The sequence below is a fragment of the Actinosynnema sp. genome, from assembly GCF_052038725.1.
The window spans coordinates 1-5042 of the sequence record NZ_JBQGCX010001277.1 but is presented as its reverse complement, the minus strand read 5'-3'; the positions used below and the strand labels follow the sequence as shown (position 1 = coordinate 5042).

5 protein-coding genes are annotated in these 5042 nt (G+C 72.7%); 2 read left to right on the top strand and 3 right to left on the bottom strand.

The window, feature by feature from the left end; genetic code table 11:
* A partial coding sequence (locus ACTUAL_RS26985) for a sensor histidine kinase (RefSeq protein ID WP_440902212.1) occupies nt 1–1357 on the bottom strand: 1357 nt, incomplete at its 3' end.
* Between the two features lie 2 nt (nt 1358–1359).
* Nucleotides 1360–2529, bottom strand: coding sequence for a PP2C family protein-serine/threonine phosphatase (locus ACTUAL_RS26980; protein WP_096495920.1), 1170 nt, complete (start codon nt 2527–2529; stop codon nt 1360–1362).
* 137 nt (nt 2530–2666) lie between these two features.
* Here ACTUAL_RS26980 and ACTUAL_RS26975 point away from each other — a divergent pair, with 137 nt between their 5' ends.
* Both ACTUAL_RS26975 and ACTUAL_RS26970 read left to right on the top strand, forming a co-directional pair.
* Complete coding sequence (locus ACTUAL_RS26975) at nt 2667–3449, top strand: lysophospholipid acyltransferase family protein (protein ID WP_440902213.1); 783 nt, start codon at nt 2667–2669, stop codon at nt 3447–3449.
* 244 nt (nt 3450–3693) lie between these two features.
* On the top strand, nt 3694–4803 hold the full coding sequence (locus ACTUAL_RS26970; protein WP_440902211.1) for a YeiH family protein: 1110 nt from the start codon (nt 3694–3696) through the stop codon (nt 4801–4803).
* Here ACTUAL_RS26970 and ACTUAL_RS26965 read toward each other — a convergent pair.
* A partial coding sequence (locus tag ACTUAL_RS26965; protein WP_440902210.1) for a YkvA family protein occupies nt 4768–5042 on the bottom strand: 275 nt, incomplete at its 5' end. The genes ACTUAL_RS26970 and ACTUAL_RS26965 overlap by 36 nt on opposite strands.

The following is a 5042-nucleotide window of genomic DNA, read 5'->3' as shown; positions in this document are numbered from 1 at the left end:
CCGGGTAGTCGTCCCGGTGGTGCAACCTCTGGAAGATCACGAAGATCCGCTCAGCGTACTCCGGATCGATGCCGATCCCGTTGTCGGTCACGGTGAACGTCCAGAACTTACCCGTTCGCTCCACCCCGATGTCCACCCTCGGCGGCTGCTCCCCGTGGAACTTCAGCGCGTTGCTGATCAGGTTCCCGAACACCCCGCTGAGCAGCGACGACTCCCCGCGCACGGTCGGCAACCCGCTGTGCGTGACCACCGCGCCCGTCTTGGCGACCACCTCCGAGTAGCTGTCCACCACCTGGTCGACCAGCTCGCCGCAGTCCACCATCGTCTGCTCGCGGGTGATCCGCCCGACCCTGGAGAACGCCAGCAGGTCGTTGATCAGCACCTGCATCCGCTTGGCCCCGTCGACCGCGAACTGGATGTACTGCTCGCCGCGCGCGTCCAGCTGCCCCGAGTAGCGCCGCTCCAGCAGCTGGCAGAAGCTCGCCACCTTCCGCAGCGGCTCCTGCAGGTCGTGCGAGGCCACGTACGCGAACTGCTCCAGCTCCGCGTTGGACCGCTGCAGGTCCTTCAGGTCGGACACGATCCGCCTGCGCATCGCGTCCACGTCCTCGGCCAGCATGACCGTCTCGCGCGGCCCGCTGGTCTCCACCGCGTGCCCGTAGTCGCCCTCGGACACCTCCCTGACCTGCGCGGCGAGCGTGGCCAGCGGCCGGATCAGGATGCGGTGCAGCACCACCGCGACCCCCGCGATGATCACCGCGAGCAGCGTGCCCAGCGCGATGCACAGCCACAGCAGCCGGTCGGCGGTGAGGTCCAGCTCGGCCCGCGCCGAGTCCACGTCGCGGGACATGTCCGCCTGGAGCTGGTTCACCGACCGCCTGACCTGGTCGAACAGCTCCTTGCCCACGGTCGTGCCGCCCACGCCCTGCTGCGGCTGCCCGTTCTCGGTGACCTGCGAGATCAGCGGCTCGGCGTACTGCTCGCGCCAGTCCCGCGCGATGCCGCGCGTCTCGGCCAGCCGCGCCAGCAGGTCCGGCCGGGTGGACCCCAGCGCCGACGCCACGCCCCGCGCCGCGGTCTCCTCGGCCTCGATGCCGCGCGTGTACGGCGTCAGGAAGTCCGAGGACGCCGACAGCGCGTACCCGCGGAGCCCGGTCTCCTGGTTGACCAGCGCCGCGTCCATCTCGATCACCAGCCGCCTCGCGGGCCCGATCTGGTCGAGCACCACCGCCCGCTGCTTGTCCAGCGAGTTGAGCGCGAAGCCGATCGCGGTGACCGCCCCGCCCGAGACGAGGATCAGGATGGCCACGGCCGCGGCCAGCAGCCTGCTCGCGGGCCAGCGGTCGCGGTAGTTCATAGTCAGCTCTGCTCCGATATCAACAGCACGGCCATGTCGTCGTCCAGTTCCCCGCCGTTCAGCTCCTTAACCCGCGAGATCAGCGAGTCCAGGAGCTCGTCGGGATCGATCGCCCCGCCCCGCGCCCCCGCGCGGACCTGGCCGATCAGCTCGATCAGCCGCTCCGAGCCGAGCCGCTCCGAGTCGTTGCCGATCCGGCCCTCCACGAGGCCGTCGGTGTAGATCATCAACGACCAGTCGGGCGGCAGCTCGACGTCCAGCGCGTCCCACTCGCTGTCCGGCAGCACGCCCAGCGGCAGCCCCGCGCGCGTCCTGGGCAGCTCGACGATCTTCTCGCCCGCCATCAGGATCGGCTCGGGGTGCCCGGCCAGGAACACCCGCGCGGACCGCCGGTCGGGGGCCACCGAGATCATGCACGCGGTGGTGAACAGCCCCGGCTGGTGCCGCTCCAGCTCCAGCAGCTCGTGCATCGTGTGCAGCACCCGCTCGGGGGTCTGCTCGGCCAGCAGCAGCGCGCGCCACGCTATCCGCAGCAGCACGCCCAGCGCGGCCTCGTCCGGGCCGTGGCCGCACACGTCGCCGATGATCACGTGCAGGGTGCCGTCGTGGGCCTGCACGGTGTCGTAGAAGTCGCCGCCCAGCAGCATCCGGCTGCCGCCGGGCCGGTACCGCTCCTTCACCAGCGGCGCCGGTCCGCGCAGCAGCGGCGACGGCAGCAGGCCGCGCTCCAGGCGGGTCTTCTCGGCCGCGTGCAGCTTCTCGTCCCGCAGCTGCCGCTGGGTCTCCTCGGCCTGCTTGCGACCCACCGCGTACCGGATGCCGCGCAGCAGCGCCGCGCCGTCGACCTGCCCCTTGACGAGGTAGTCCTCGGCGCCCGCGGCGACCGCGCGCATCCCCTGGTGCTCGTCGTTGAGACCGGTCAGCACGATGATGGCGGCGGGCGCGGGCTGGGCCAGCAGGTCCAGCAGCCCGTCCAGGCCGGTGGTGTCGGGGAGTCCGAGGTCGAGCAGGACGCAGTCCGCGCCGGACAGCTGCGTCGTGGCCTCGCGCAACGTGCGCGCGCGCAGCAGCTCGACGTCCGCCCCGACCTCCTCCAGAAGTGCTTCGACCAGGATGGCGTCGCCCTCGTCGTCCTCGACGAGAAGCACGCTGATGCGGTCGACCGCGCTCATGGGCACGTGCGGGACCCTAGCTGAACCTGATCAGCCGGTGGACGGGCAGGGAAGCGTTCCCGGTGGCGGCGTGTCGCGGGGCGGCGCGCGAGCCCGGAGCGGCATGTCCGAGGATTCCCGTCGTGAGCTTCTCCGAGATGGTGGCGTTGACGCCGAGGCTGCCCCGGCGCGGCCGGGGGATCTGGTACGGACTGGCGATCGAGTTGATCTGGCCGCTCCTGGTGCTGTTCGTCCGGATGCGCATGACCGGGCGCGAGAAGGTGCCGAAGACCGGCGCGGTGCTGCTCGCGTCGAACCACCTGTCGAACGTGGACCCGATCCTGCTGACCGCCTACGCGCTGGCCTCCGGGCGCATCCCGCGCTACCTGGCGCGGGCCAACCTGTTCACCGCCCCGGTGATCGGCGCGGTGATGCGCTCCGGCAGGCACATCCCGGTGGACCGGGGCAGCGCGCGGGCCGGGTTGGCGCTGGACGCGGCGCGCACGGCCCTCGCGGAGGGCGAGTGCGTCGGGGTGTACCCGGAGGGCACGTTCACCTCCGATCCCGACCACTGGCCGATGCGCGGCAAGTCCGGGGTGGCGCGGGTGGCGCTGGCGACGCGGACGCCGGTGGTGCCGGTCGCGCAGTGGGGGCCGGAGCGGCTCCTCCCCGAGGGCTCGGCGCGGCCCCGGCCGTGGACGAAGGTGCAGATCACCTGCGGCGACCCGGTGGACCTGTCGGACCTGTACGGCAAGCCGATGACCAAGCAGGTGCTGGACGAGGCGACGGCGCGGATCAGGGCGCCGATCACCGGGCCGCTGGAGGGGCTGCGCGGCGAGCCCGCGCCGAAGCGCGAGCTGGTGGACCGGGCGGACGCGCGGCGGGTCGCGGACGTGGTCCCGGAGCAGGAGCCCGACGCGGGGCGGCGGATCGCCGAGTGATCGGCCGGTGGACGGCGGAAACCGGTGTTTCCGCTGTTCACCGCGTTTTTGTTCCACCCTGCGGGAAGCGGTGACGGTGCGCGCCGGGGTCGTTACGTTCGGGTGAACATTGTTCTCAGCGCACCCCGGAGCGTGCTGGCGTGGACGATCGCACCTGGTTGACGGAGGACTGGCTCGCGGTCCTCGCGGGCCTGCTCCTGCTCGCGCTGGCGCTGACCGGCGCCATCCCGCCCGGACTGATCCCGTGAGCGCCGAGGAGCGGGCGGTCGAGCGGACCGGCGCCGAACCGGGGGAGCGCTCGCCGCTGGGCCTCGCGGTCCTCGGCGCGCTGGTCGTCCTGGCCCTGTCCGCCGCCGCCCGGCACCTGTCCGAGACCGTCCCCGACGCCACCGAGGGCACCTCCTGGGAGGGCGTCGGGGCGGCCGTCGAGTTCCCCGTCTACGCCATCGCCCTCGGCCTGCTCGGCAACGCCCTCCTGGGCGCGCTGGGCGTGCGCGACCGCCTGGCGGGCGGCTTCCGCACCGAGTTCTTCATCAAGACCGGCCTGGTGCTGCTCGGCGCCTCGATCAACCTCGCCGTCCTGGCCGACGCCGCCGGTCCCGCGCTGGTCCAGTCCGTCGTGCTGATCAGCCTGGTGTTCGGGTTCTCCTGGTGGCTCGGCGGCAGGCTCGGGCTGGACGAGAAGCTGCGCGCGCTGCTGTCGGCGGCCGTCGCGATCTGCGGGGTGAGCGCGGCCATCGCGGCGGCGGGCGCGGTGCAGGCCAAGCGCGAGCAGCTGGCCTACAGCGCCAGCCTGGTGATCGTGGTCGCCCTGCCGTCGATCTTCCTGCTGCCGCTGGCGGCGACCGCGCTGGGCCTGGACCCGCGCACCACCGGCGCGTGGATCGGCGGCAACATCGACACCACGGCGGCCGTCACGGCGGCGGGCGCGCTCGCGGGGGAGGAGTCGCTGCAGGTCGCCACGATCGTCAAGGTCACCCAGAACGCGCTGCTGGGCGTGGTCGCGGTCGCGCTGACCGCGTACTTCGCGCTGCGCGTGGAGGGGCGGCGACCCGAGGTGTCGGCGGGGCGGCAGCTGTGGGACAGGTTCCCGAAGTTCGTGCTGGGCTTCCTGGCCACCTCGGCCATCGCCACCGCCTACCTGGCCACCGCCGACCCCGCCTCGGGCAAGGCGGCGATCGGGGTGGTCAACGACCTGCGCACGTGGTTCCTCATCCTGGCGTTCACCAGCATCGGGCTGGAGTTCCGGGTGGGCGCGCTGCGCCAGGCCGGGTGGCGGCCGATCGGGGTGTTCGCCGCGTCGACCGCCGTGAACGCGCTAGCCGCGCTGGGGCTGGCCCTTGCGCTTTTCTGACTCCCACCGCAGGTAGCCGCCCGCCGCCGCGGACAGGCTGGTGAGCAGCCACACGCCCACGCCCGCGTCGTCGGTCACGCCGATGATCGGCAGCAGCTCGGGCAGCAGGTCGACCGGGGACACGATGTACACCAGCGCGAACGCCCACGCCGCGAGCTGACCGCCGCCGATGCCGTACGCCTTGCGGTCGCGCAGCATCAGGGGCACCGCCCTGGCCCGGTCGACCACCGAGCCCAGCG

Bases quoted from the DNA above. Each gene is read 5' to 3' on its own strand.
- ACTUAL_RS26980 (WP_096495920.1), bottom strand. From the start codon at position 2,529: ATGAGCGCGGTCGACCGCATCAGCGTGCTTCTCGTCGAGGACGACGAG.
- ACTUAL_RS26975 (WP_440902213.1), top strand. From the start codon at position 2,667: ATGGTGGCGTTGACGCCGAGGCTGCCCCGGCGCGGCCGGGGGATCTGG.